The organism is Maritimibacter sp. UBA3975 (assembly GCF_002384975.1).
Taxonomy (GTDB): Bacteria; Pseudomonadota; Alphaproteobacteria; order Rhodobacterales; family Rhodobacteraceae; genus Maritimibacter.
Map to the genome: position 1 here is coordinate 726,104 of NZ_DGCP01000009.1, position 23,735 is coordinate 749,838.

The following is a 23,735-nucleotide window of genomic DNA, read 5'->3' on the forward strand; positions in this document are numbered from 1 at the left end:
ATCTGCCAAGACCCAGATCTCGTTTTGACGAACTCTTTCCGGCTGTCTATCAAACTCAGCGTGTTTCGCCCAGTCATGTCAACCAGATATGATGCACGGGCGCATCACTCGGCGGGTAACCCCGCGCAGTCATTGGGATCGGCATGAAAGCTCTACGAATACATATCCGCGTGATTCTCGCGCTGGTGCTGCGGGAGTCCCGCGTGCGCCACGGGCGGTCCCGGGCGGGATACACCTGGGCCATCGTCGAACCGGTGCTCCAGATCACAATTCTCACGCTTTTGTTCAGGGAGTTCCGGGGAGGCACCGGCGGCGGGACCGAATTCGCGATCTTCTTCGCAACCGGCGTGCTGTCGTTCAACATGTTCAAGAACACGGCGGGCTACGTCATGCACGCCTTCGAGCAGAACCGGCCATTGTTCAATTATCCAATGGTCAAACCGGTCGATTCCGTTCTCGCCCGGGTCCTTCTGGATGTCGCGACGAACCTTCTCATCATGTTCATCGTGATTTCGTTCCAGGTCTTCGTGCTGGGCGCGCCGGGGCCGAAACACGTCCCGCTCATGGCCCTGCCGCTTTTTCTGCTCGCGTCGATGGCGCTCGGGGCGGGGCTTTCACTGGCCGTCATCCGCCGCTTCCTTCCCTCGATCCTGAACTTCTATCACATCATCATGGGACCGGCGTTCTTCGTCTCCTGCATCTTCTATTCGATGTCGAGCATCCCGACGCGGTATCGCGAACTTCTCGCCTGGAACCCGTTGGTGCATGGAATCGAGGGGTTTCGCATCGGCTACTTCGCGGAGTATTCCGCCCCTGACGTCGACCTGTTTTACCTGTTCACATGGGTTGCCGTGCTCAATTGCTTCGGCTTCGTGGGCGAGAAACTGACAAGGTTCCGGCAACAATGATCGAGCTTCAGAACGTCTCAAAGACCTACCCCCTTCGAAAGGGCCGGCGCATCATCCTGAACGGTGCGACCATCACGCTGCCGTGGAAGAACATCGGCATCCTCGGGCGCAACGGTGCGGGCAAGTCCACGCTCCTGCGCATGATCGCGGGCATCGAAGAGCCTGATGGCGGGATCATCCGGCGCTCCAAGACCGTATCCTGGCCGTTGGGCTTTCGCGGCAGTTTTCATCGTGACCTGTCGGGACTTGAAAACGTGCGGTTCGTCGCCCGAGTCTATGGGCAGAACACCGAGGAAATGATCGAGAAGGTCCGGGACTTCGCCGAGCTGGGCCAGTTTTATTACGAGCCGTTGAAGTCCTATTCCTCAGGCATGGGCGCGCGGCTCGCTTTCGGCGTGTCTATGGCCGTCAACTTCGAGGTCTATCTCGTGGACGAGATCATGGCGGTGGGCGATGCCCGGTTCAAAGCCAAGTCGAAACAAGCCTTCATGGAGCGCCTGCCCCACTCCCGGATCGTCATGGTGTCTCACGCGATGAACAACCTTCGCGAGTACTGCGACACCGGACTCGTTGTTCACGAGGGAAAAATGACCTACTATGAAGACCTTGAAGAGGCGATTCAGGTTTACAACAAGCTCAATGAAGAATGAGCGCACGGACCGCGCAGTGGTTGCGGCAACACCCCAACATGCTTAGATAAAAGCGGTTTCGAACAAGGACCAAGGTCATGGCGGCTGACGGCCAGACGCAAAAGCGCGTAGAAGAAAACAAACCTGCGGAGGAGAAAAAGCCTGCTCCGCAGCAGAAACTTCACGTCATCAACGCCAACGAGGCCAACAAGCGGACGATGAAGGCGCAGCGGCGTCGGCGCGTTTTCGCTTGGGCCAGTTTCGTGATGTGCGTGATCATCCCGGCCGCGCTCGCCGCCGTCTACTGGTTCCATTTCGCCGCCGATCGGTATGCGGTCGAGACCAAGTTCGCCGTACGCTCCCCGTCGAGTTCGATGCCCTCGGGCGACCTTCTGAGCATGATGACGACGATGTCGTCCGCCGGATCTACGATGAGCGACAGCTACATGCTCGTCGATTTCATCGAGAGCCGTGACCTGATCGACCGGCTCAACGACAAGGTCGATCTGCGCGAAATCTATCAGACCGACAAAGCCGATTTCCTGACCCGCCTGCCCGACGACGTGACCGTCGAAGAGTTGCAGGACTACATGGGGCGCTGGATTTCGGTCTATTTCGATACGGCCTCGCAGATCCTGACACTTGAAGTGCAGGCGTTCGAGCCCGAAAGTGCGCGTCAAGTGTCCGAGGCGATTCTGGAGGTGGCCGACGACCTCGTTAACGAGGTGTCCGAGCAAGCCAGGTTCGACTCGATGGCCAGCGCCGAACGGGAAGTCGCCAGGATCGAAGAACAGCTTCAGGAACACCGCCGTGCCCTCGTCGCTTTCCGTGACGAGCGTCAGGACGTCGATCCCGAGGCCTCGGCCGGGGCCCAGATCGAATTGCTCGGGCAGTTGGAAGGCGACCTCGCGGCAGCGCGGACGCGCCTCAATTCGCTGCTGAATTACCTGAGCGACGACGCGCCCACGGTTCGGGTGCTGCGCAACGAAATCCAGTCGATGGAACGCCAGTTGGAAGAGCAGCGCGAGCGGCTCGGGACCGGTAGCTCCTCGAACGTGACGACGGACCCGGACGCGGTCGGCGAGGATGGGACGCAGAACCTCACGCTGTCCGAGCGCCTCGGCATGTACGAAGGGCTGTCGGTGGACCTCGAGTTCCTTCAACAGGCTTATGTGACCTCACTCGCCGCGCGCGAGGCCGCCCGGCTGGAAGCGGACCGTCAGCAACGCTACATCGCGTCTTTCGTGCGCCCGTCCCTGCCGGAGGAATCGCGCTACCCCAAGCGTGTGCAGAACATCCTAGTCTTCATCGGCTTCGCCGTGATGCTCTGGGGCATCGCTCTGATGATCGTCTATGTGGTGCGTGAACACTCCACCTGACGGATCAGGCGTCCAGTGCGCCCGCGATGCACATGGCTGTCATCAGGTCGAGATGGGCCCCACCCCCGTTCTTGTAGAGCGTGATCTCGTCGGCCCCTGCCCTGCCCGCGTGCGAACCGGGCACCAGGTCGTAAAGGTCAGCCACGAGGTCGGCTTCCCCGATCACGCCAGCCTTGAGTGGGATCAGGTACTCGCCGATGTGGTGCAGGGTCGTGTCGCGGCTATCCGCGAACAGCGTCGCGCGGGTGATGAGCGTATCGTCTGCCTCGCGCATATCTGCCTTGAACGCGCCGATCAGGTCCACATGGGTTCCCGGCGCGACCCAGTCCCCCTGAAGAAATGGCACCCGGGCCATCGTGGCTGACGCGACGATGTCCGCGGAGCCCACAGCCTGCGCGAGGTCCGTGGCCGCCGCGATCTCCACGCCGCCGCCGCTCAGTTCTGCGGCCAGCGCCTCGGCCTGTTCCGGGCGACGCGCCCAGAGCGTAATACGTTCCAGCCCCGGAAACCCTGCACTGTAGGCATGGACGAGACTGCGCGCGACAACGCCAGCCCCGGCGATGACGAGGTGGCGGCTCTCGGGCCGTGCAAGAAGCCGCGCGCCGAGGACGGAGTCCGCGGCAGTCTTGTATTCCGTCACCAGCCGGCTTTCCACGATGGCAGTCGGCGCGCCCGTGTCTGGCGCAAAGACCGTCATGGCGCCCTGCACGGTCGGCAGTCCGCGCGCGGCGTTGGCGTCCACCACGGTCACGGCCTTCACGCCATATCCCAGCCCCTCGATATAGGCCGCGCGGTTGAGAAGCGTGGCCTCCGCCGGGCCTAGAAACAGGTCGCGAATCTCGGCGCGCGGCCGCCTGTGACCCGCCTCGAGCGCAGAAATCACGTCGGGCCAGGATACTTTGCCCGCCGCGTCCTCGTAGGTAATGAACCGTGTCTGCATGTCTGCCCCCTTGTCCCCCTTGGATCGCCCGCCAGGCGCAAGGGGTCAAGCGGTCAGCCCATACGTTCGGACCGGTAGCTGTCGGGGCTTGCCGGAAAGACGACTGTCTTGTCGTCGTTGAGGAAGGAGCGCCGGTTGATATGGGCGTGAACCGCACGGGCGAGGACCTGGCTCTCCACGTCGCGCCCGAGCGAGACGTAGTCGCCCGGAGACTGCGCATGGGTGACGCGCACGGTGTCCTGCTCGATGATCGGTCCCTCGTCGAGGTCGGCGGTGACGTAATGCGCCGTCGCTCCGATGAGTTTCACGCCACGCTCGAACGCCTGCTTGTAGGGGTTCGCGCCCTTGAAGGACGGCAGGAACGAGTGGTGGATGTTGATGATGCGACCCGACATCTGCTGGCACAGGCTGTCGGACAGGATCTGCATGTAACGGGCGAGCACGACGAGGTCGGCGCCGGATTCCTTCACGACGTTCAGAAGGTGCGCCTCGGCCTCGGGCTTGTTCTCCTTCGTCACCTTGATGTGGTGGAAGGGAATGTCGTGATTCACGACGACCTTTTGATAGGTCATGTGATTGGAAACGACGCCCACGATGTCGATCGGCAGCGCCCCGATGCGCCAGCGGTAGAGCAGGTCGTTCAGGCAATGGCCGAAGTTGGACACCATGATGATGACCTTCATCCGCTCTGCACTGTCATGCAGTCCCCAGTCCATGTCGAACTCCGCCGCGATCGGGGTGAACCCTTCGCGCAGCGCGTCGAGCTCAGCGCCGGTCTCGGGGCGGAAGCTGATCCGGGTGAAAAAGCGGTCGGTCTCGGCGTCGTCGAACTGCGCGGCGTCGGTTATGTTGCAGCCGGTCTCGGCAAGGTAGCCCGAGATTGCGGCGACGATGCCACGGCGCGACTTGCAGCGGACGGTGAGCACATAGGTGGGCATGAGAGGGTCCAATGGGTTGAAGGTCAGTCCGGCTGACCAAACAGCGCCCGCCCGGTTTGGTCAACGCGCGCAGCGACACGAATCCGGCATGCACCGACGTTTGAACGAATGGAACGGCCCCACGCGTCGCCCAAGGGGGAATTCCGTTCCGATAGGCGTCCCGCGTTTCGCCGCGGTTACTCGCCGCGCTGGTCCTCGTGCTCGACCCCGGTGCCGCCCGGCGGGTCTTCGTAGACCGCCCAGCCATAGGCGCGATCCGTCTCGGGGATGTCCTCGGGCTTCACGTTCTGGGCGAGAAAGGTCTTGGCGATGAAGTTCGCCGTGATCGGAGCGGTCAGGAAGAGGAAGATCGAGATCAGCAGCTCGTGAAAACTGAGCGACTGCCTGATCAGCCCGAAATAGAGCATCGAGGCGATGAGCACGCCGCCCACGCCAAGGGTTGTTGCCTTGGTCGGCGCGTGAAGGCGCTGCATCGTATCGCGCAGCTTCACGAGGCCATAGGACCCGGCGAGCCCGAAGATGCCCGCGATGACCAGAAAGGCCGAGATCAGGATTTCCGCGAATTGCTCCATGTCGTCCTCACTCGATGATGTCGCCGCGCAGCAGGAACCGGCAGTAGGCCACGGTCGAAACGAACCCGACCATCGCCACCAGCATCGCCGCCTCGTAGTAAGTCGCCGTGTTCGCCTTGATCCCGTAGAGGATCAGGAGCGCGATGGCGTTGATGACCATCGTGTCCAGCGCGAGAATCCGGTCCGCCGCCTGCGGGCCGCGCAGGATACGCCAGAGGTTGAAGAACAGCCCGGCCCCATAGCAGGCCATCGCGAAGATCAAAGCCATTTCGATCATTGGAAAATCTCCTTCAACCGGCGCTCATACCGCTGCTTGATGTCCGCGCGCACGCTGTCGGGATCGTCGGTGTCGAGACAGTGGACGAGGATATTGCCGCCGTCCGCCGACAGCATCGCCGAGACGGTGCCGGGGGTCATGGTGATGGTCCCGGCCAACACGGTGATCGCCTCGGCCGACGTGAGCTCCAGCGGGACGTTGATCCAGTGGCTCTCGATCTTCTTGTTCGGTTTGAACAGGATGATCAGGGCCACTTCGACATTGGCCACGATGATGTCCCACAGGACGATCAGGATATATTCGAGCACCTTGAATGGGCGGTGGACCGTGGGCCGGTCGGGCCAGTACGGCGCGGTGATGACAGGGACGGCGAGCCCGAAGATCGCACCGAGGAGGAGATTGCCGACCGTGACCTTGTTGACCAGCATGATCCAGACGATGAGCAGGAGGACGCTGATGATCGGGTGCGGGACGAGACGTCGTGCAAGCATTGTCAGTGCGCCTCCTCGGTCGTGTGGCCCTCGGCCTTGGCCGCGTCCTCACCATACCCGGCTTCCTCGTCGCCGTGCGATTTGGGATAGGGTTTGAGCCCGTCGGGATTGCTCAGGACGGCGGCGACATAGCCGGTGCGATCGATGATCTGGTCGGACGTCGCCTCGAGGTAACGCGCGGCGGGACCGGCAAAGATCGAAAGCGCCGCCAGCGCGCCGATGGCGGCCATCGTGGGGGCGACCTCCCAGGCGCGCGCGGGTTCGTGGGTGATCGGGACTTCCTCGTCCTCTTCGCTCTCGGTGATCGTGTTCTCCGGCAGGACGAAGGCCGTGGATTTCCAGAACAGCGCACTACCTGCGCGCGCGAAGCCGACGATGGTGACGAGCGAACCGATCAGGATCGCGCTCCACGCCCATGCCATCTGACCGGGCGCGCGCAGGTTCTCGAGCACGAAGAGCTTGCCGAGGAACCCCGACAGCGGCGGCATCCCGGCCATGCCGATGGCCGCGCCGAAGAAAAGCGCCGCGAACAGGCCGTTCTGCACGGTGGCCGGCAATGTGGTCAGCGTATCGCCCGGTCGCCGTGTAATGACGAGATCGGCGATCAGGAACAGCGCGGCGGCCGCGAAGGTGGAATGGACGAGATAATAAAGCGCGGCCGTAGTCGCGCCGGGCGTGAAGGCCGCGATGGCGAGCATGAGCGTGCCCATCGACCCCAGCACGGAAAACGCGATCAGCGGCATCAGACGACGTGCGCCAAGAACGCCCATCGCGCCGATGGCGACCGTCACGATGGCGGCGGCGAACAGCCACAGCCCCGCCATGTCCCCCGTCGCCTCGATATCCGGGCCGAAGACGACATTGTGGATACGCAGGATCGCATAGGCCCCGACCTTGGTCATGATGGCAAAGAGCGCCGCGACCGGAGCGGGCGCGTTGGAATAGGCGCCGGGGAGCCAGAACTGAACCGGGAAGAGCGCGGCCTTCACCGCGAAGACGATCATCAGAAGCATCGCAGCCACGCGCACGAGTCCGGCCTCTTCCACCGGAATCTCCTGAAGCCGCACGGCGAGGTCGGCGATGTTGAGCGTGCCGGTTGAGGCGTAAAGCGTCCCGAGGGCGAAGAGAAACAGCGTCGAGCCAGCGAGGTTCATCACGACGTATTGCAGCCCTGCCCGCATCCGCGCGCGTCCGCCCGAGTGGATCATCAGGCCGTAGGACGCGATAAGCAGCACTTCGAAGAACACGAACAGGTTGAAGACGTCACCGGTGAGAAAGGCACCGGCGATCCCCATGAGCTGAAACTGGAACAACGCGTGGAAATGCACGCCCTTTGCATCCCAGTTCGTCGCGACCGCGTGGATCAGGACGATGAGCGCGAGGACGGAGGTGAGCAGCACCATGAGCGCCGAAAGCCGGTCGAGCACCAGCACGATCCCGAACGGCGCCGGCCAGTCGCCGAGGCGATAGACGGAAATGTCGCCACCGGCGGCGGTCACGAAAAGGCCGGCGGCAATGGCAACCATCGCCACGCTCCCGGCGATCGAGCCGATGCGCGCGATCGTCACGTCGTGACGCATGACGTAGCCCAGGATCGGGGCGAGCAGCGCGGGCAGGATAATGGGCGCGATGATCCAGTGGTTCATTTCACCGGGTCCTCCACGTCGCGGTCTTCCCGCGAAATGTTCACCTTGTCTGTTCCGCTATCGAGGAAGGCGCCGATCGCGATCATCACGAGCACGGCGGTCATGCCGAAGGAAATCACGATAGCCGTCAGGACGAGCGCCTGCGGCAGCGGGTCGGTGTAGCTCGCGTCACCGTACTTATCTAGGATCGGCGGCAGGTTCACGGCAAGCTGGCCCGACGCGAAGATGAAGACGTTCACGGCATAAGACAGGAGCGATAGACCGAGGATGACCGGAAAGGCGCGCAGACGCAGGACGAGGTAGACCCCTCCCGCTGTCAGGACACCGATTGCGCTGGCGACGACGAGTTCCACGTTATTCGCTCCCTTCCCGCTTCTTCACCCGGTCGGCCGGGTCGTAGTCCATCGGTTCGAGGTTCACCTGCTGACCCGCGTAACGCGCGATCCGGCTGAGGCTGTAGAGCATGAGCATCACCGCGCCGAGCACCGTGAGGAACACGCCAAGGTCGAAGAAGAGCGCGGTGGCCCATTCGAACTCCTCGATCGGCGGGCGGTGGATGTAGCCGTAGGCCGAGGTCAGGAACGGCTTTCCCGCGAGCCATGCGCCCGCCCCGGTCAGCCCCGCGATCACGACGCCGAAGCCGATCATGGCGTGATACTGGATTCTCTGGCGCATCTGGGTCCAGGCGAAGCCCGAGGCCATGTATTGCATGAGCAGCGCGATGGCGATGACCAGACCGGCGACGAAGCCGCCGCCCGGATAGTTGTGGCCCCGCAGGAAGATGTAGATGCCGACCATCACGGCGATGGGCATCATCACACGGGTCGCCACCACCATCATCAACGGGTGACGGTCACGCGACAGATCGCGGGTGAAATCGGTATTGCGCAGCTTGCGCCCGGCGGGACCATTCAGAAGCGCGGTCATCAGCGCATAGATGATGAGACCCGCGATGCCGAGCACGATGATCTCGCCATAGGTGTCGTAACCACGGAAATCCACGAGGATCACGTTGACCACGTTGCTACCGCCGCCTCCTTCGTAGGAATTGTCGAGGTGGAAACCCGAGATCGTGTCCACGTCGCGCAGCATGAACGTGTAGGCGAGCGCCCCGGTGCCAAGACCGGCGACCGCCGCGATGACCCCGTCGCGTGCGCGCAAGAGGCCGCTGGATTCTTTCGGCGTCTCCTTCGGGATGAAGTGAAGCGCCAGAAGGAGCAGCATGATCGTCACCGTCTCGACCGAAATCTGCGTGAGTGCGAGGTCAGGAGCGGAGAGATAGACGAAACCGGCCGAGATCATCAGGCCGATAATGGACAGCACGACGAGTGCGCGGAAACGGGTGCGGTGGAACACCACGACCGCGCCGACACCACAGACAAGCGCGAACCATCCGACGCCGACGAGGGGCGGAATGGGAAGCATCGCGCGCGTCTCGGGTCCGACGCCGCCGCCGGAATAGGCAGCGAAGCCCAGCGCGACAGAGGCCACGGTAAAGATCGCGACATAGCGCGAAATGGCACCGTTATGGGAGATTTCGGTGATCCAGCGTGACAGCGCCGCGAGCTTCTCAACGATCCATTCGAAGATGGCTTTCGCCTCGGGCCGGGGGGCGGCGAGCCAGACCCGGTCGAGCGGGCGGTGGATCAGGAGGAACACGATCCCGCCCCCGATGGCCGCGAGCGACATGAACAGCGCGGGGGTCACGCCGTGCCAGATCTTGAGATGCGGATGCAGCGCTTCGCCCGCGACGGCCGAGGCCGCGACGGTCACCAGCGGCTCGGCCAGGAAGGGCATGAGCCCGATCAGCACGACGAGCACCGCGAGGAGCGCGGGCGCGGCGTACATGCCGAAGGGCGGGTCATGCGGTTTGTGCGGATAGTCGTCGCGCACCGGCCCGCCGAAGGTGTGGAAGATGAAGCGCAGCGAATAGGCCACCGAAAAAAGCGCCCCGAGCGTGGCGAGCGCGGGCACGATCCACGGGTTCTCGAACCAATAGGTGTGCGACGCCTCTTCCAGCATCATCTCCTTGGACAGGAACCCGTTGAAAAGCGGGATACCAGCCATCGAAAGCGCAGCGATTGTGCCGATCGTGGCGGTGATCGGCATGAGCCGGGCAAGCCCGCCAAGCCGCTTGATGTCGCGCGTATGCGCTTCGTGGTCCACGATCCCGGCGGTCATGAAGAGCGCGGCCTTGAACGTCAGGTGGTTGATGATGTGGAACACGGCGGCGACGGCGGCGGCGGGGGTGCCGAAGCCCAGAAGCATCGTGAGCAGACCGAGGTGGCTGACGGTCGAGAAGGCGAGCAGCGCCTTCAGGTCGTCCTTGAAGAGCGCGATGACCGCGCCCAGAACCATCGTGATGAGCCCGACCGAAGCCACGATGTAGAACCAGATTTCGGTGCCCGCGAGCGCCGGCCACATGCGCGCCATCAGGAACACGCCCGCCTTCACCATCGTCGCGGAGTGCAGGTAGGCCGAGACAGGCGTGGGCGCGGCCATCGCGTGCGGAAGCCAGAAGTGGAACGGGAACTGCGCAGACTTGGTGAAGGCCCCGAGCAAGATCAGAACAAGCGCGGGCACATACCAGTCTGACGACTGGATCAGGTCGCCCGATGCGAGGATGTCCGTCAGGTTGTAGCTGCCCACGATATTGCCGAGGATCAGCATCCCGCCGATCATGGCCAGCCCCCCGGCCCCGGTCACCGCGAGCGCCATGCGCGCACCCTGCCGCCCTTCCGGCAGATGCTTCCAATACCCGATGAGCAGGAAGGACGAGAGCGACGTCAGCTCCCAGAACACCAGCAAAAGCAGGATGTTATCGGACAGGACGATCCCCAGCATCGCGCCCTGGAACAGCAGCAGGTAGGTGTAGAATTGCCCCATCGGGTCCTCGCCCGACAGGTAGAAGCGGGCGTAAAGGATGATGAGCAATCCGACGCCGAGGATCATCCCGGCGAAGAGAAGCCCCAGCCCGTCCAGGAAGAAGGAGGCCGACAGGCCCAGTTGCGGGAGCCACGAGAACTCGGCCTGAATCACCTCGCCCGCCATGACGTCGGGGGCCAGAAGCCCCAGCATGACGAGCGCCAGGATCGTGGGAATGGCCGTAAAGGTGGCGCAGGCATTGCGCCCCGCCCGTATCATCCATCCCGGCACCAGCGCCCCTACGAAAGGCAGGAGCGCCATGATGACCAGCAGATTACTCCCGTCACCCATCCAGTATCCCCGTGTCTGTCGACCGTATTCTTGTTATCCGTCGGAAATACTGGTTTGCGCGCCGGAAACCAATCGCAATCGGGGCACTTTTTCGATGAATTCTCCGTCAGATGGCCGTTTCCGGAGTCACGCGGTCGCCGACCGGACCATTCGTATTCTTACTTAGGAGCGCAAACTTGAACCCGTGGGTTGCCCCGGCTATTTTCGCGCGAGAACGGCGGATGGGTGACGGGAAGACCCTCTGGCGGGCCGCAAGGCACCTTCGATTTCAATAGAGAAAGAACGGAACATGCAGAAAGTCTATGAATCTGCGACGGCCGCGCTGGATGGCCTGTTGCGCGACGACATGCTGATCGCCGCCGGGGGCTTCGGCCTCTGCGGGATCCCCGAGCTGCTGATTGACGCGATTGTCGACAGTGGCGTCAAAAACCTCACGGTCGCCTCGAACAACGCGGGCGTGGATGGTTTCGGGCTGGGCAAGCTGCTCGACACGAAGCAGATCAAGAAAATGATGTCGTCCTACGTTGGCGAGAATGCCGAATTCATGCGGCAATACCTGTCGGGCGAGCTCGAGCTCGAATTCAACCCGCAGGGCACACTGGCCGAAAGGATGCGCGCGGGCGGTGCGGGTATCGCGGGCTTCTACACCAAGACCGGCTACGGCACGCAGATCGGTGAGGGTAAAGAGGTCAAGGTGTTCAACGGCGAGCACTACATTCTCGAAGAAGGCATCTTCGCGGACCTCGCCATCGTCAAGGCTTGGAAAGCCGACGACACCGGCAACCTCGTGTTCCGCAAGACCGCCCGCAACTTCAATCCGCCTGCCGCCATGTGCGGCAAGGTCTGCGTGGTGGAAGTGGAAGAAATCGTGGAGCGCGGCGCGCTGGACCCCGACCAGATTCACCTGCCGGGCATCTATGTGCATCGCATCATTCAGGGCGACCACGAAAAACGCATCGAGAAAGTCACCACACGCAGCCGGGAGGACGCATAATGCCTTGGGATCGCAATCAGATGGCGGCACGGGCCGCGGATGAACTCGAAGACGGCTGGTATGTGAACCTCGGGATCGGCATCCCGACGCTCGTCGCCAACTATGTGGGCGACAAGGACATCACGCTTCAGTCGGAAAACGGTATGTTGGGCATGGGCCCCTTCCCGTACGAAGGTGAGGAAGACCCGGACCTCATCAATGCGGGCAAGCAGACAATCACGGAACTCAACCGCACGTCTTATTTCGATTCAGCCATGTCCTTCGGCATGATCCGGGGCGGCAAGATCGCCGCCGCGATCCTGGGCGCGATGGAAGTGGCCGAAAACGGCGACCTCGCGAACTGGATGATCCCCGGCAAGCTCGTAAAGGGCATGGGCGGCGCCATGGACCTCGTCGCCGGTGTCGAGAAGGTGGTGGTCGTGATGGATCACACCAACAAGGCAGGCGAGTCGAAGCTTTTGAAGGAATGCACGCTGCCGCTCACGGGCACCGGCGTGGTGGATCGCATCATCACGGATCTTGGTGTGTTCGACGTGGTCGAAGGCGGCCTGAAGCTCGTCGAATGTGCGCCGGACGTGACCGAAGACGAGATCCGGTCCAAGACCGAGGCGACGCTGGTCTGATACGGTCGCAGCCGAAGGAACAAGGAAGGGGGCCACGCGGCCCCCTTTTTATTGCGGCGTATATCAGAGCAGCTCGCCGGTCGAAGTCACGCGGATCCGCTCGTGCCGGTGATCGGCCAACGCAGCACCTCTCGGCCACCGGCGCGACCGGAGGCGAGGCGCTGGGTCCGGAAAAATTCACATTGCGTCAGTTTCCGGCCAGTCTCCGCGCCCCTGCGGCCGTTCCGCCCCCGATAATCGCGTCCAGAGGGCCGTCGTAGAGGCCGCGGGACTGGAGGATCTTCTGGAACTCGAGCGCAGTGTCGCGGTCCCAGGTCGCGGGTGCGCCGTTACGCAAATCGTCGAAGGCCACCTTGCCGCTCTCCATTGCGCGGGCATAGAGCCCCGCAGCCACCGCCGGGTCGTAGTCCACGCCGCGCCCTGTCTCGTAAAACGTCCCCATCTGCGCAATGGCAGGCGGGTGGCCGGTCGAGGAGACCATACGCGTGAGCCGCACCTGTTCGTCGGGATCGTCCGGGAGACCGGATTCGGGATCGGCATACAGTGCGGAGAGTTCCAGAGCCGCCGAGAGGTTTCCGGCATCCGCCGCCATCGTGTAGTAGCGGACCGCCTTGGACGTGTCGGGTATGCCCAGCGCCGTGCTCGTGCGGCCCGGAATGCCGTCTCCTGAAAGGTAGGTCTGGGCGAGCCGGTATTGCGCGAAGTGATACCCGAGATCGGCGGCGTCGGTCATCAGCTCGACCATCCGCGTCGGGTCGCGCGGCACACCGCGACCAAGCTGGTAAAGCAACGCCAGGGTGGTCATGCCCGCGGCATCACCTTTTTCCTGCGCGGCCTGATAATGACCGACGGCTTTGGTCACATCTTGCCCTTCCGGTCCGACCCCGAACAGGAAGTAGTCGCCGAGCCGCGTCTCTGCCGCACCAAGACCGGCCTTGGCGGCGCGGGTGAGAAGATCGAACGTGTCGCCCGCCGCGCCGCGCGACTGCGCAATGGCGGCGGCGTGGAACAGAACTTCCGGGTCGGCATCCTCGGCCGTGGCCGCCTCGGTACAGGCTTCGGCAGCACGCGCGAGGGTGGCTTTCTGCGTGGCGGCATCGACCGCAGCGGCCGGAACGCCCGCATTCGCGGGACCCGCGATGTCGAGACAGGTCGCCGCGGCGACGTCGAGCGGATCAGGTTCTGTCGGTTCGGCGTCTGCCATCTCAGCTTCACCCGGGTCCGACCCTGTGTCTTCTGAGGCTGACGGCGCCTCGGCTTCGGTGGTGACGGTCGTGTCCGGCTGTTCGGCGTCGCGCGTTGGCGCTTCTTCGGCGGGCGGGTCCGCGACAACGGTTTCGTTCTCGGTCTCCGCCGAGATCTTATCAGTGGCGGCTTCCTCATCTGCGATGTCGCCGGCGTCTTCGGCCAGGTCTTCGGCTTCGGCGTTCGTCGCATCGGATTCGGTCGGCTGCGCTTCGTCGGCCATCGTCTCGTCGCTCGACCCCGCCATGTCCGATGTTTCCGCGTGAGCGTCTGTTGTCGCCTCATCACCGAGGGGTTCGGCAATTGCCGCACCAGCGTCGTCGTCTGCGGTGTTGGCATCTGCGGGTGACTGGACTTCCGCATCCGCCGTCTCTGCCACCGGCTCCGCTGTCGTATCCATTCCCGCATCCGAGCCAGCCGTTTCGGTGGCGTCGGCCTCGGCGGGTTCGGCCACATCCTCTACGGCCTGCTCGGACTCCTGTGCATCGGCGCTTTTTCCGCCGGGCGTAATGCCAAGGAGCTCTGCATCGGCATAGACGCCGTCCGACTTGCGCGGATCGCTTTTGACCTGATCGCGCCCGCCGAGCGTCGCGGGGGCAGGCATGACGTCACCTGCCGCGGCCGGCGCGCCCTTCAACTCGTCCGCAACGCGAGACACGTCCTGTGTCATGCCTTGGGCAGGACCGGTCTTGAGCTCTTCTGCAATGTTGGGCGCGTCTTGCGTGGTCATAGGCTCGCCCTGCCCGGCAGGCATCTCCCCCCCCGCATCCTGCGCAAATCCCGGAAGCGACCAGACAACGGCAGCGGCGGCGGCGAACCCTCGAAATTTCACGGCAAATCCCTCATGCAAAACACCCTCAATTGCTAGCCCGACCGTGGCCGCAAGTCTACAACTCCGCCTGCACGAACGCGGCAATCCATCCCCTGCATTGTCAGCACCGGCAGCGCACGGCAGGTTGAGCCGGACGCGCCAATCCTGAACCGTGACATATGAACACGACTTTCCGCCCCGGGGCCGAGGCCCTCGTGATCGACCTCGACCGCGACCTTCTGCGGGGCAATCTGGGTGCCGAGATGTTCTGGGCCGCGGCCGCCCACGACTGGCGCCACCTGTTCCAGAACGCCCGAGGCCCTCTGCCGGACGCCCGGCGGCTCCCCTATGATCCCGCGACCCTGACCGCGTGCATCGCCGCGCAGGAGGCCGGGCGCGAAGTCGTTCTGGCTGACAGCGGGCGCCCCCGGATGGCCGCAGCGGTCGCCGAGCATCTTTCCGTCGTTTCGCGCGTCGTGCCCGGGAGAACGCCGAAAGCCGAAGGGATCACGCCGACACGGGGACCGGTCGTCGGCGAACTTGTGCGCCAGCTGCGCCCGCATCAATGGGTCAAGAACGTCCTCGTATTCCTGCCCCTCGTCGCGGCCCATGCGTTCGGATACGAGCCGCTGATCAACGCCTTTCTCGCCTTTATCGCGTTCGGCCTGACCGCCTCGGCCGTCTATGTGCTCAACGATCTGGCCGATCTGGACGCGGACCGGCGTCACCGGACCAAGCGCGACCGGCCCTTCGCGTCCGGCCGCCTGCCCCTGCGCTACGGCGCGCCGGTCTTCGCGGCGCTCCTCATCGCGGGATTCGCGGTGGCGTTTTCGACCAACCCACCGCTGGTGTTCGTGCTCGCCGGATACTTTGTCCTGACGACGGCCTATTCGATGCGGCTCAAAGGGATGCTGGCACTGGATATCGTCGTGCTGGCGATGCTCTATACCATGCGCATCGTGGCCGGTGCTGCGGCGACCGGGATCAACCCGTCGGTCTGGCTACTGTCCTTCTCTATCTTCCTGTTCCTGTCGCTCGCCGCCGTCAAGCGCCTCGCCGAACTCGTCGAGCTGGATGCGAAGTCCGGCCCGAAGGGCGCCGCCGGGCGCGCCTACACCGTCGAGGATCGTCCGATCATCGCAATGATTGCGACGACGTCGGGTTTCATCGCGGTGCTGGTCCTTGCACTCTATCTCGATACGCCCGAGGTGCGCGCCCAATATGCCGAGCCGATGGCACTCTGGGGGATCGGGTTGATCCTGTTGTTCTGGGTCAGCCGGATCGTGTTGCTCGCACACCGCGGTTTGGTGAACGAAGACCCGGTGGTTTTCGCGCTGACGGACCGGATGTCGCGAATCGTCGGGCTGGCGATGGCCGCGCTTTTCGTGGTCGCGCTGATCGCCTGATCGCAGCGAGACCGGCGAAAACCGGCCTGAACTGCGACAGCCAGTCGCGGTTCGCACCTGTTTCCCGCCGGGTGTGAGCGGATTCGCGGCGGGTTTTCGCCAATGGGCCAAAAACCTCGCCCACACGGCGTCGTCCGTTTATTGTCATCTTAACTTTGGGGCGATACGAGCGCGGACCATGATCCGACTGAAACACGATGTTAAAGACACCGCGCCTGTACGCTTGCGCCCGACGCCCACAATCGCCCTTGCGGTCGTTGGCGTGCTGGCTGGCCTGGTCGTCTCCGCCTGGGGTAGCCTGTTTGCTGCGCACACCCTCTATCCCTCTTATGTCACGGCCTTCGTCATGACCGAGACACCGGGAGAAGAGACGCGCGCCGCTGCGCCTGACCTCGACCTTGCTGCCCAGACCGACAAAGTGTTGAGCGGGCTGCGCCTCGACGAGGGCATTGCGCCCGCGACGCCGGAGGTGGAGCTTGCCGCGATGCCGGGTCCCGTGACCGAACCCGCCCCCCTGCCGGCGGTGGAGGAAGGCGACACGACCTCGCCGCAAGCAATGGCCCGGTTGAGCGAGACCGACGCTGAAACCCGTGCCGCGGCTTCGCTGGCAGCAGGACAACGTGCCGAAACGGCCGACAGCGAGAGCCAGGCCCCGGCCACGTCGACCATCGATCAGGCCAGCGGCGCCGACGAAGCGCCCGGGGCCGACCCTGCCACGGGCCAACCGGACACAGAGCGTGCCATTGCGGAATCGCCGCGACCGATCTGGCGCCCCAGCGTCGAGGCGGAAGCTCCGTCCGACCTCGCCGAAGCGGAGACGGATGGCACGATCACCACCTCGTCCATGAACAACGCGACCGAACTGGCCGTGCTGACGTCGCCACGTCCGCGCGCTCTGCCCCGGACGCTGCGTATGTCGGCGCTCGCGCCGACCGCCCCGTCGCGCGACACAGTGGTCGAGGCTGCTGCACAGGCCGACACCGACACGCGCGCGGCTGCACCCCGTGTCTCGGGCAACGGCTGCGGCCGCAACCACGCGCGCAACATGCCCAATCGCCGTGCTGGCGCGCCGACCGGCTCGGCCTTCCTTGCTGCCGTCGGGAACGGGAGCGGCGGAAACCGCGACAATGCCATCATCAATGAGTTGGCGCGCGGCAACATGCCCGGCTTCCTCAAGGAACTGCAACCGGTGGTCTTCCGTGGACGCGATGCACGCGGCGCTTCGACGGAGATCGTGATCTGCGTCACGCCGGACTACCTCGCCCTTGGCTCCGACAGCGATTTCGTGCGGGTCCCGCTGGGCCTGCCGGCGGCCGCGACCATCGCAAAGCGCTTCGGCATGACGCTTCCGACCTCGCGCATGGTCGATGCGATCTACGCCCAGGCGCGGGTCAAGCTCAGCCCCGCGCCCATGCAGGCCGGTCCCCAGATGTCTTCGACCAACTATTTCCTGCGCCACAACGCGACCATCGAAGGTCAGCGCAAGGGACGCGCCGGGCTCATCTCCGGCCACAAGAAGGACGTGGTGATCGCGAGCCGTATGGCCTCCAACCCCGGTCGCGTCGCGATTTATGGCTGGCACCGCTCGCAGGGCAACCCAATCCAGCCGGTCTCGACAGTGCATGGTGCAAGCTATGCGGACTACAGCCACGGCATTCGCCTGGTGAGCCGCACGGCCTACCTCAACGGGCGCGCCGTGGATCTTGATGAGCTTCTGGCGTCGAACCGCTACGCCTACCTGCTCAACAGCGATGGGCCGCTGCCGGGCCCGGTGATCCGGATCGCCTCGCGCTGATCTCTTGTCACGCGCAAAGACAAAAGGCCGCGCTCCCAGCGCGGCCTTTCTCGTTCCGGCCGTAACACACCAACCGAAAAGCCCTGTGCCCAAAACCCCAGAGGGGAGCACCTTGCGCCGCTGTTATCGGCCGGGTGCCAGTCCGCTTGCCGGCGTCAGGGCGCCGGCAAGCTTGACTTGCGCGGCGCAGCCGCACCTTTTGGCAGTGCGCGTTACTTCACGTCGCGGAAGCAGCGAAACCCGAGGTGGTAATTGCGGTGCGATCCGGTCGAGAGGACGCGGGTGCCATGCCAGAACGGCGCACGCCAGCGTGCCCATTCTTCATGTGCACGGATCTTGTCCCAGATGAACCAGCTCCCCTTCATCTCGGTCACGCCCAGCGTGGTGGAGCCTCGGCTGGCCATCTGACCGGGCGCCAGAGGCAGGTTCATGTGTTCTGCCGCATTCCCTTCGAGGTCATAGACACCCAGCCCCGAGCGGCAGTTCGGAAAGCTTCCCACCGGATAGGTGTTGGTGCCACAACCCGACCAGCTACCGCCGTTGCACCCGGGACTCTTCGAACTGTTCTGCGCGCAAATCCCGCGCCGCCACTGCGGCCCATATGTCCATGACTTCGACTGCCCCCACTTCGCATTGTGCCACGACCGCATCGCGCCGTGAGAGCCCAGATCGAACCGGTAGTCGGGCGCGAGCAACGCCCCGGCCGCCGCGCCTTCCCACTCATGCGCGTCTCCAATCCGCTTGCCTTCCGCCGCGCAGGTCAGCGCGGCTTCACGCGCCGAAATCCATGTAACCGGATAGGCCATGGGGACGTTGGGATATTCGAACATGTCGATGCAGACGGTCGCGTCTTGCGGCCGCTCTGTCGCGGGATCGTACAGCGGCGCCATGTATTTGCGCCCGCAGATCCGCTCGAACTGCGCATTGCGGTAATACTGATAGGGATCGCCCGGCACCTTGGCCGCGGCCTGCGCCGGGGTCATCGGATGACGGGTGACGGCCGGATTCCCCTGCCCCGCCATGCCGGAGGCGTTGAAGATCTGGCGGATCCGGGAGATCTGCGCGGCCGTGACACCGCGCTTTTCCTGCATCAACCGGAACATGGCCTCGTTGTTCTCGGCCAGCGTCGCGGATGCCGCGGGACCACCCGCCAAAACCGCAAGACAGACCCCGATTGCCGCAATCGCTTTCCGCATCGCCCTATTCCTTTCTGAGCAGGTAGAAAAAGTCCCGGTTGTCCGCGAAGCCCACGAAACGCGGGATACGCCCGTCGTTCACCCACGGGTCGCTTTCGGCCATGTACCGGTTGAGGTGCATCGGCTCGAGCCCGTCACCATTCGAATTCTGCCGATAGACCGCCATGTAGGTCAGCTCAGGCGAGTTCATGTCCAGCAACATCGCGTAGTCGCATTCATAGGCCTGAAACACCCGCGCCATGGCCGAGGGGGTCACCGACGAGAAATAGGCGTAGAGCAGGAACTGTCGACCGCCCGCCTCCTTGAGGCAGGCGCCCGAGCGCAGCGTACGAAGTTGCGCATCCGCAGAACCGGACCAGTTGCCGCCGCCCCAGCTCGACACCCGGTCGCCCGGCACGCTCGCGCCCGTTTCCGCGTCGCGGGTGACGACCGCGACCCCGTTCTGGCGGGCATACATCAGGTCCGGCACGCGGGCATTGTCCGCGTCAGTCCAGGTTTTCATACCGATCTCGCCATCCACCGTGACGTAAAGCGTCGCAAGGTTCGGCACGAGGCGCGAAAAGGTGACGCCGTTGGAGATGAACCCGTAATGATGGCCCTTGTTGAATGTCGCATAGTCCGAGAACCGGTAAGCGCCGTGATCGCGTTTGAAGCCGCCTGCGAAGGCCGCGACCGCGCGGCCCGTCAGCGATGGCGAAAGCATCCCGTTGCGCACCAGCGGATCGGCCCGGTTGAACCCGTCAGGCCCCGGCAGTTGCCAGTCGCTCCCCGACCGCGAAGGCCGGGACGACCAGCCGACGCCCGGATGATCCGTGCCGAGTTCATATCCCAATTCGAATTGGGCGAGGTCGAAGGCCACGAGATAGACATCGGCATTCTGCTCGACACCATCGAGCCAGTTGGCCCCATTGCGCTCCTTCAGAATGTCCGCCGCGACATAGCCCGGTTTCATGACCGAGGCGAAGACCCCCTCGGCCCCGTCGACGGCATACCAGGCCCCGGCCTCCATGCCGCCTTCCGCGCCGGTGACTTCGATCGACATGTTCGGCCGCATGACCGGCTGGCGGTCGAGCCGGGCGGTGCCCAGCGCAGCCACCGCGTCACCCGCATCGCCACCGTCCACGGCTTCCGCATCTTCAAGGAAGGCATCCTCGAAAAAAGCGCCCTTGATGAGGTTCACAAGCTTGTCGCCGAAGACCACGTTCTTGCGCAGGAAATCCGACACGGCCTCACGGTTGGTGCGGCTTCCGGCGACCCGGTTACGCAAGTAGATCTTGCCGGCGCAGACCGGCGCATAAGGAAGCCCGCTCGCCGCCGCCGTCGCGAGCTCGGAGGTCTCTCCGGCCCAGGGCGTGCAGGTCTCTTCCCCGCCGTTGCCGGAAATCACGAGGCCGGGTGTCCCCCCCGTGCCAAGCGACAGGGTCCAGGCCTGCGCATCCGCGTTCTCGAAATGAAAGGTCTGCGCACGGCCCTCCGCCGGAGCAATCTCGAGCAGGTACCAGCGGTTCGCGTCTGGATGGAGGGATGTCAGCCGAAGCGTGCCCCCGTCGGCCATCGGTGCTTCCTGCGTCTGACGCATAGGTGAAAATGCCACCACGGACGCTACCGACGACTGGTTGTATGTTTCCCATTGTGTGGCGAGCGTATCCGCATCCGCGCCGGTCATCCCATCGGCCAACGCGGCCTGAGTAAGTACCGCGATCATACCTGCCGCCGCGAAGCCCCGCCCCGCGCCGGCCATTCGTCCCATTATGGTCAATTCCAATTGCCTCTCAAATCCCGGTCCCGAAGCGGAAGAGCATCACGGTCCGGCGGGTCAGGCCAAAAGGCGTGACCAACAATGCGGGCCTTCGGTGCTCGACCTCCCCAATTCACTGAAAAAGTGAATCATCACTATGCCGACCATATTAAGGCAGATCATCCGCAGGCCAAGCCCGTGCCAATCACTTTCCCGGCGTCAGGGACATGTGCTCACCCGCCGGCCAGTGCCGCAGCAGCCCGCGCAATAACCCGTTCCTCGTTGGTCGGGATCACATGGACCGTGACCGGCGCACCGTCGCGGCTGATGACTGGCGCGTTGTCCGCGTTACGCTCCGGGTCGAGCGCGATCCCGAGCCAGCCAAGGTCGGCGCAGACGGACGCGCGGATCGCGCCCGCGTTCTCGCCGATGCCACCGGTGAAGACGAGAGCGTCGAGCCCCTTCAATGCAGCGGCCAGCCCGCCGAGTTCGCGCCGGATACGGAAACAGAAATAGTCGATCGCCTCGGCCGCGTGCGGATTGTCCGAGGCCAGAAGCGTGCGCATGTCATGGCTTTCGCCGGACATGCCGAGCAGGCCGGATTCCTTGTAGAGCAAGCGCTCGATGGCATCAGCGTCCATCCCCTCGGCCGTCATCAGGTGGAGGACCACTCCGGGGTCAAGCTGGCCCGACCGCGTGCCCATCGGCAGACCGTCAAGGGCCGAGAACCCCATCGAGGAGGCGACCGATTTTCCGCCGTGAAGCCCGCACATCGATGCCCCGTTGCCCAGGTGCGCGATGACGACACGACCCGCGTGGTCATCAGGCGCACGCTCACGCAGGGCCCCGGAGACGTAGTCGTAGCTGAGCCCGTGAAACCCGTAGCGGCGCACACCGGACTCGTAATACCGGCGCGGCAGGGCGAAGGTGTCGTTCACGAACGGGTGGCCCCGGTGGAACGCCGTGTCGAAACAGGCGACCTGCACCGCCTGCGGAAAGGCCTCAAGCGCTGCGCGAATCCCGGCGAGGTTGTGGGGCTGGTGAAGCGGCGCAAACGGAATGAACCCCTCCAGATCAGCAAGGATTTCGGAGGTGAGCACGACGGGTTCCGCGTAATCCATACCGCCATGCACCACCCGGTGCCCGACGGCACTGATACGAGCATCGGGAAATCGCTCACCGATGGTCTCGAGCACGTCGGCGAGCGCTCCGGCGTGATCGACCGCGCGCTCCGGCGAAAGCTCGCGGGTGGTCAGCCGTTCGCCTTCCGGCGCGCGCAGGGTCACTGTGGCGGCGCCACCAATCCGGTCGACAAGCCCTCGGCACAGCATCTCCGGCTCGGCCCCTTGGTCATACAGCCCGAATTTGAGCGAGGACGACCCGGCGTTCAGGACCAGAAGATGGGCCATCACGTCGCCCCCGTCACCCGCGCATGATGGAGCGCGGCGACGGCGCAGGACGCAAGACGCGCCATTTCGTCATCAGCGCGGGAATTCAGGATGATCGGCACCCGCGCCCCGATGACCAGCCCGGCCGCTTCGGCATGGCTGATGTAGCTCAGTTGCTTGGCAAGCATGTTTCCGGCGTCGATGTCCGGCACGACCAGCACCTCGGCCCGCCCCGCGACCGGCGAGGTGATACCCTTGGTTCGGGCGGCAGCAAGGTCCACGGCATTGTCCATCGCGAGCGGCCCTTCCACCAGACCGCCGGTGATCTGGCCGCGTTCGGCCATTTTGGAAAGAAGCGCGGCATCGACCGATGACGCGATATCGGGGTTCACGGTCTCGACCGCCGAGAGGACGCCCACCTTCGGCTCGGTAATCCCGATGGAGATCGCGAGGTCGATGGCGTTCTGCACGATGTCCATCTTGGTCCTGAGATCCGGCGCGATGTTGATGGCCGCATCGGTCACGAGGATCGGATGCGCGATCCCCGGCACGTCCATCACGAAGACATGGGTGAATCGTCGCCCCGTGCGAAGCCCGTGGGTCCGGTCCACCGCGGCGCGCAGAAGTTGGTCGGTATGCAGATGGCCTTTCATCACGGCCTCGGCCCGCCCCTCATGCACCAGCATCACGGCCCGCGCCGCCGCCGCGTCGTGGTTGGATTCCGGCACGATCTCGATACCTGTCAGGTCCGCGCCAATCGCAGCGGCAGCGGCCGCGATCTTCTGCGGGTCGCCCACGAGGATCGGCTCGATCAGCGTGTGCTCGCGCGCCTTGAGAGCGCCACCGAGCGAGTTTTCCTCTTCCGGGCAGACGACCGCCGTCACCAGTGCGGGCAGCGGCTCGGCCTGTTTCAGGAGCTTTTCGAAATGACGGTGCCGCTGCACGATCAGGCCCGGGAGGTCATGGCTCGAATAGCTGAGTTTGCGTCGTGGCGCTTCCACTTCGGCCACGCCAGACAGGATCAGCGCATCGTCCGACACCCGCCGCACCTCGGTCGCAAGCGTCACGGTGTAGTCCCGGTCGTTCTTGCCGGTTACGGTCACACGGCTTTCGAGTTCGTCGCCCGCGTGGGCGCGGTTGTGAAAGGTGAAGCTCTGCGCACGGTAAAGCGTCCCCGCACCGGGCAGGATGTTTCCCAGGATCGCCGTAACGAGAGACCCGACGAACAGCCCTGGTGCGACCGCTTCGTTCACCCCGTCGCCATCCCCGTCCGCGTCGAAGATGTGCATCGGGTTGTGGTTGCCCGAGACATTGGCGAACACGAGCAAATCATCCTGCGTGCAGAGCCTGCGCAGGGTTTCCGTGTCTCCCGGCTTCAATTCGTCGAAAGTGCGGTTCTCGATCTTCATGCGTCAGTCCCTTTTCGCCGCGCCCTGCGACGTCGCCAGAAATACATGAAGCGAGAGGCGGATTACAGGGGCGTGTCGTTCGATTGTCCTGCCGTCAGGGGAATTGGAGCGCATCTCTGGAAAATGTCGGGAAA

The 23,735-nt window shown here is 64.2% G+C and carries 20 protein-coding genes; 7 read left to right on the forward strand and 13 right to left on the reverse strand.

The window, feature by feature from the left end; translation table 11 throughout:
- Positions 1–143 precede the first annotated feature (143 nt).
- From B2585_RS08735 to B2585_RS08745, 3 genes are all read left to right on the forward strand, one after another.
- Positions 144–908 carry an ABC transporter permease gene (locus B2585_RS08735; RefSeq protein ID WP_292022040.1) on the forward strand — a complete coding sequence of 255 codons (765 nt, stop codon included), beginning with the start codon at positions 144–146 and terminating at the stop codon, positions 906–908.
- On the forward strand, positions 905–1,558 hold the full coding sequence (locus B2585_RS08740; RefSeq protein WP_292022041.1) for an ABC transporter ATP-binding protein: 654 nt from the start codon (positions 905–907) through the stop codon (positions 1,556–1,558). Before B2585_RS08735 ends, B2585_RS08740 begins: the two co-directional genes overlap by 4 nt.
- Positions 1,559–1,635: 77 nt before the next feature.
- Positions 1,636–2,916, forward strand: coding sequence for a hypothetical protein (locus B2585_RS08745; protein WP_292022044.1), 1,281 nt, complete (start codon positions 1,636–1,638; stop codon positions 2,914–2,916).
- Positions 2,917–2,920: 4 nt separating this feature from the next.
- Here the strand turns inward: B2585_RS08745 and B2585_RS08750 are convergent, their stop codons facing one another.
- The 8 genes from B2585_RS08750 to B2585_RS08785 all read right to left on the reverse strand — a co-directional run bounded on the left by B2585_RS08750 (position 2,921) and on the right by B2585_RS08785 (position 10,996).
- A complete protein-coding gene (locus B2585_RS08750; protein WP_292022046.1) occupies positions 2,921–3,856 on the reverse strand; it encodes an ornithine cyclodeaminase family protein in 936 nt (311 codons plus the stop codon).
- A gap of 53 nt (positions 3,857–3,909) precedes the next feature.
- Entirely contained in the window at positions 3,910–4,794 is an 885-nt protein-coding gene (gene purU, locus B2585_RS08755; protein WP_292022049.1) for a formyltetrahydrofolate deformylase, read from the reverse strand.
- Positions 4,795–4,970: 176 nt separating this feature from the next.
- Positions 4,971–5,366 carry a Na+/H+ antiporter subunit G gene (locus B2585_RS08760; protein WP_292022051.1) on the reverse strand — a complete coding sequence of 132 codons (396 nt, stop codon included), beginning with the start codon at positions 5,364–5,366 and terminating at the stop codon, positions 4,971–4,973.
- Positions 5,367–5,373: 7 nt separating this feature from the next.
- On the reverse strand, positions 5,374–5,643 hold the full coding sequence (locus B2585_RS08765) for a K+/H+ antiporter subunit F (protein WP_292022053.1): 270 nt from the start codon (positions 5,641–5,643) through the stop codon (positions 5,374–5,376).
- Positions 5,640–6,134: a Na+/H+ antiporter subunit E gene (locus tag B2585_RS08770; protein ID WP_292022055.1), complete on the reverse strand. Its 495-nt coding sequence runs from the start codon at positions 6,132–6,134 to the stop codon at positions 5,640–5,642. Before B2585_RS08770 ends, B2585_RS08765 begins: the two co-directional genes overlap by 4 nt.
- Positions 6,135–6,136: 2 nt before the next feature.
- On the reverse strand, positions 6,137–7,780 hold the full coding sequence (locus B2585_RS08775; RefSeq protein ID WP_292022057.1) for a monovalent cation/H+ antiporter subunit D: 1,644 nt from the start codon (positions 7,778–7,780) through the stop codon (positions 6,137–6,139).
- Positions 7,777–8,133, reverse strand: a complete 357-nt coding sequence (locus tag B2585_RS08780) for a Na+/H+ antiporter subunit C (protein WP_292022059.1) — start codon at positions 8,131–8,133, stop codon at positions 7,777–7,779. Before B2585_RS08780 ends, B2585_RS08775 begins: the two co-directional genes overlap by 4 nt.
- 1 nt (position 8,134) lies before the next feature.
- On the reverse strand, positions 8,135–10,996 hold the full coding sequence (locus B2585_RS08785; RefSeq protein WP_292022061.1) for a monovalent cation/H+ antiporter subunit A: 2,862 nt from the start codon (positions 10,994–10,996) through the stop codon (positions 8,135–8,137).
- 289 nt (positions 10,997–11,285) lie between these two features.
- Here B2585_RS08785 and B2585_RS08790 point away from each other — a divergent pair, with 289 nt between their 5' ends.
- Both B2585_RS08790 and B2585_RS08795 read left to right on the forward strand, forming a co-directional pair.
- A complete protein-coding gene (locus B2585_RS08790; RefSeq protein WP_292022062.1) occupies positions 11,286–11,990 on the forward strand; it encodes a CoA transferase subunit A in 705 nt (234 codons plus the stop codon).
- Positions 11,990–12,613 (forward strand): 3-oxoacid CoA-transferase subunit B, encoded by a 624-nt coding sequence (locus B2585_RS08795; protein WP_292022064.1) that lies wholly within the window; start codon positions 11,990–11,992, stop codon positions 12,611–12,613. The genes B2585_RS08790 and B2585_RS08795 overlap by 1 nt, the downstream gene beginning before the upstream one ends.
- Before the next feature lie 187 nt (positions 12,614–12,800).
- On the opposite strand, the gene B2585_RS08800 is transcribed toward B2585_RS08795, so the two are convergent.
- Positions 12,801–14,588, reverse strand: coding sequence for a tetratricopeptide repeat protein (locus B2585_RS08800; RefSeq protein ID WP_292022066.1), 1,788 nt, complete (start codon positions 14,586–14,588; stop codon positions 12,801–12,803).
- Between the two features lie 260 nt (positions 14,589–14,848).
- Between B2585_RS08800 and B2585_RS08805 the strand changes: the two genes are divergently transcribed.
- Both B2585_RS08805 and B2585_RS08810 read left to right on the forward strand, forming a co-directional pair.
- Positions 14,849–16,075: a UbiA family prenyltransferase gene (locus tag B2585_RS08805; RefSeq protein ID WP_292022068.1), complete on the forward strand. Its 1,227-nt coding sequence runs from the start codon at positions 14,849–14,851 to the stop codon at positions 16,073–16,075.
- A 223-nt stretch (positions 16,076–16,298) separates the two neighbouring features.
- A complete protein-coding gene (locus B2585_RS08810) occupies positions 16,299–17,870 on the forward strand; it encodes a hypothetical protein (protein ID WP_292022070.1) in 1,572 nt (523 codons plus the stop codon).
- A gap of 212 nt (positions 17,871–18,082) precedes the next feature.
- Here the strand turns inward: B2585_RS08810 and B2585_RS08815 are convergent, their stop codons facing one another.
- The 4 genes from B2585_RS08815 to B2585_RS08830 form a co-directional block, all read right to left on the reverse strand.
- Positions 18,083–19,066 carry an SUMF1/EgtB/PvdO family nonheme iron enzyme gene (locus B2585_RS08815; RefSeq protein ID WP_292022072.1) on the reverse strand — a complete coding sequence of 328 codons (984 nt, stop codon included), beginning with the start codon at positions 19,064–19,066 and terminating at the stop codon, positions 18,083–18,085.
- A gap of 4 nt (positions 19,067–19,070) precedes the next feature.
- Positions 19,071–20,816 (reverse strand): hypothetical protein, encoded by a 1,746-nt coding sequence (locus B2585_RS08820; RefSeq protein WP_292022074.1) that lies wholly within the window; start codon positions 20,814–20,816, stop codon positions 19,071–19,073.
- Between the two features lie 221 nt (positions 20,817–21,037).
- On the reverse strand, positions 21,038–22,213 hold the full coding sequence (locus B2585_RS08825; RefSeq protein WP_292022076.1) for an acetate/propionate family kinase: 1,176 nt from the start codon (positions 22,211–22,213) through the stop codon (positions 21,038–21,040).
- Positions 22,213–23,601 (reverse strand): bifunctional enoyl-CoA hydratase/phosphate acetyltransferase, encoded by a 1,389-nt coding sequence (locus B2585_RS08830; protein ID WP_292022078.1) that lies wholly within the window; start codon positions 23,599–23,601, stop codon positions 22,213–22,215. The genes B2585_RS08825 and B2585_RS08830 overlap by 1 nt, the downstream gene beginning before the upstream one ends.
- Positions 23,602–23,735 lie beyond the last annotated feature (134 nt).

Bases quoted from the DNA above. Each gene is read 5' to 3' on its own strand.
- B2585_RS08760 (WP_292022051.1), bottom strand. From the start codon at position 5,366: ATGGAGCAATTCGCGGAAATCCTGATCTCGGCCTTTCTGGTCATCGCG.
- B2585_RS08795 (WP_292022064.1), top strand. From the start codon at position 11,990: ATGCCTTGGGATCGCAATCAGATGGCGGCACGGGCCGCGGATGAACTC.
- B2585_RS08830 (WP_292022078.1), bottom strand. From the start codon at position 23,601: ATGAAGATCGAGAACCGCACTTTCGACGAATTGAAGCCGGGAGACACG.
- B2585_RS08735 (WP_292022040.1), top strand. From the start codon at position 144: ATGAAAGCTCTACGAATACATATCCGCGTGATTCTCGCGCTGGTGCTG.
- B2585_RS08800 (WP_292022066.1), bottom strand. From the start codon at position 14,588: ATGACCACGCAAGACGCGCCCAACATTGCAGAAGAGCTCAAGACCGGT.
- B2585_RS08820 (WP_292022074.1), bottom strand. From the start codon at position 20,816: ATGGGACGAATGGCCGGCGCGGGGCGGGGCTTCGCGGCGGCAGGTATG.
- purU (WP_292022049.1), bottom strand. From the start codon at position 4,794: ATGCCCACCTATGTGCTCACCGTCCGCTGCAAGTCGCGCCGTGGCATC.
- B2585_RS08815 (WP_292022072.1), bottom strand. From the start codon at position 19,066: ATGCGGAAAGCGATTGCGGCAATCGGGGTCTGTCTTGCGGTTTTGGCG.
- B2585_RS08740 (WP_292022041.1), top strand. From the start codon at position 905: ATGATCGAGCTTCAGAACGTCTCAAAGACCTACCCCCTTCGAAAGGGC.
- B2585_RS08775 (WP_292022057.1), bottom strand. From the start codon at position 7,780: ATGAACCACTGGATCATCGCGCCCATTATCCTGCCCGCGCTGCTCGCC.
- B2585_RS08745 (WP_292022044.1), top strand. From the start codon at position 1,636: ATGGCGGCTGACGGCCAGACGCAAAAGCGCGTAGAAGAAAACAAACCT.
- B2585_RS08785 (WP_292022061.1), bottom strand. From the start codon at position 10,996: ATGGGTGACGGGAGTAATCTGCTGGTCATCATGGCGCTCCTGCCTTTC.
- B2585_RS08765 (WP_292022053.1), bottom strand. From the start codon at position 5,643: ATGATCGAAATGGCTTTGATCTTCGCGATGGCCTGCTATGGGGCCGGG.
- B2585_RS08790 (WP_292022062.1), top strand. From the start codon at position 11,286: ATGCAGAAAGTCTATGAATCTGCGACGGCCGCGCTGGATGGCCTGTTG.
- B2585_RS08805 (WP_292022068.1), top strand. From the start codon at position 14,849: ATGAACACGACTTTCCGCCCCGGGGCCGAGGCCCTCGTGATCGACCTC.
- B2585_RS08770 (WP_292022055.1), bottom strand. From the start codon at position 6,134: ATGCTTGCACGACGTCTCGTCCCGCACCCGATCATCAGCGTCCTCCTG.
- B2585_RS08825 (WP_292022076.1), bottom strand. From the start codon at position 22,213: ATGGCCCATCTTCTGGTCCTGAACGCCGGGTCGTCCTCGCTCAAATTC.
- B2585_RS08750 (WP_292022046.1), bottom strand. From the start codon at position 3,856: ATGCAGACACGGTTCATTACCTACGAGGACGCGGCGGGCAAAGTATCC.